Consider the following 1938-nt stretch of genomic DNA (forward strand, 5'->3'; position numbering starts at 1 on the left):
GGTGGGCACCGAGGGCTCCAGCCTGGGTGACGCCGAGTTCGGCTTCCGCACGTCGGACGCGTACCAGGAGCTGGGCCTGGCCTTCTTCAAGCAGCACCTCAAGGGCGGCGAGAAGGCGGCGGTGCCGGAGGCGCTGGTGTTCGAGACGGGCGCCAATCGCTGGCGACAGCTCGAGAGCTGGCCGCCGAAGGGGCTGCGTGAGACGCGGCTGTTCTTCCAGCCCAAGGGCGGGCTGTCCATGAAGGCGCCCACGGGGACGACGGAGTCGTTCGCGGAGTACATCAGCGACCCGGCCAAGCCGGTGCCGTACACGCAGGAGATCACGACGCGCTGGAGCAAGAACTACATGGCGGAGGACCAGCGCTTCGTCGCGAGCCGGCCGGACGTGCTGGTGTTCGAGACCGAGCCCCTGGAGCAGGACCTCACGCTGGCGGGCCCGCTGGAGGCGGACCTGTGGGTTTCCACGACGGGCTCGGACGCGGACTGGGTGGTGAAGCTGGTGGATGTGAATCCCGGCAAGCCGCGCGGCTGGAGTCGGAGCGACGCGGAGAAGGGCGAGAAGAACCGGGGTGGTCAGCAGACGCTTGTTCGCGGCGAGCCGTTCCGCGGCCGCTTCCGCGACAGCTACAGCGAGCCCAAGGCCTTCAAGCCCGGTGAGGTGTCGAAGGTGCGCTTCACCATCAACGACGTCTTCCACACGTTCCAGAAGGGGCACCGGGTGATGATCCAGGTCCAGTCGAGCTGGTTCCCGTTCATCGACCGCAACCCGCAGACGTACGTGCCCAACATCTTCGAGGCGAAGGAGGCGGACTTCACGCGCGCCTTCCACCGCGTGTACCACTCCGCGGCGCACCCGAGCTCCGTCAAGGTGGGCGTGCTGCCGGCGCTGGACGCACAGGGCAACTGAGGTCCGCGAGGGCGAGGCGGTGCATCTGTTTGGCACCGTCCGCTCGCGCTCGAAGGGAGCGTGACGGGGCGGGATATCCGTCCCGTTCCTGTTACGTTTCCGCCCGCACGGAGGGATGGGAGGGTCATGACTGGCACCGAGGGGCCCGGGAGTGGGCCGGTGCGGCTCGACGGGAGTGAGGGCGAGGGGGGAGGGCAGATCCTCCGCTCGGCGTTGTCGCTGTCACTCATCACCGGACGGCCGTTTCACATCACCCACCTGCGTTCGCGGCGGGAGCCTCCGGGGTTGCGTCCCCAGCACCTGGCCTGCGTGCGCGGCGCCGAGGCACTGGGTGGCACCAGCGAGGGCGCCACGGTGGGCGCCTCCGAGTTGTCCTTCACTCCCGGCACCGTGCGCGCGGGGGACTATCTGCTGGAGGTCGGCACGGCGGGCAGCACGCCGCTCATCTTCCAGTGCCTCGTCTATCCCCTGGCCCTGGCGGGGGGCGGAAAGCTCACGTTGCGGGGCGGGACGCATCTGCCGCACAGCCCGAGCTTCCACTATGTCGCGACGGTGTGGCAGCCGGTGGCCCACGCGTATGGGCTCCCCGTGCACCTCACGATGACGCAGGCGGGGTTCTATCCAGAGGGCGCGGGGGAGATGGTCGCCCACGTCTTTCCGCCGCAGGAGCCGCCCCGGCTGGTGGAGTTGCCCGCGCGGGGGATGCTGCGCGAGGTACACGTCTCGTCATTCGTGGGGGGCCTGCCGTTCGCCATCGCCGAGCGGCAGTCGCGCGCCGCCGTGGCGGTGCTGCGGGAGAAGGGCATCCTGGCCGAGGCGGAGAATCGCCCGCTGCCGGTGAGCCGTTCGCTGGGCACGGTGACGTTCGTGCTGGCGCAGTTCGAGCACACCATCGCCGGCTTCACCGCGCTGGGGGAGAAGGGGCGTCCCGCCGAGGACGTGGGGCGGGAGGCCGGCGAGGCGCTGGCGCGCTTCATGGAGACGGGGGGCGCGCTGGACGAGTCGCTGGCGGATCGGATCCTCCTGCCAGC

The 1938-nt window shown here is 70.2% G+C and carries 2 protein-coding genes; both read left to right on the forward strand.

Annotated elements, in window-relative coordinates; all coding sequences use genetic code 11:
- On the forward strand, window positions 1-907 hold a 907-nt coding region (locus HR086_RS46440; protein ID WP_174468865.1), incomplete at its 5' end, for a CocE/NonD family hydrolase.
- Between the two features lie 126 nt (window positions 908-1033).
- The coding region (gene rtcA / locus HR086_RS46445; protein WP_174468866.1) for an RNA 3'-terminal phosphate cyclase at window positions 1034-1938 on the forward strand (905 nt) is incomplete at its 3' end.

Source organism: Myxococcus sp. CA039A, assembly GCF_013336645.1.
GTDB classification, from domain to species: Bacteria; Myxococcota; Myxococcia; order Myxococcales; family Myxococcaceae; genus Myxococcus; species Myxococcus llanfairpwllgwyngyllgogerychwyrndrobwllllantysiliogogogochensis.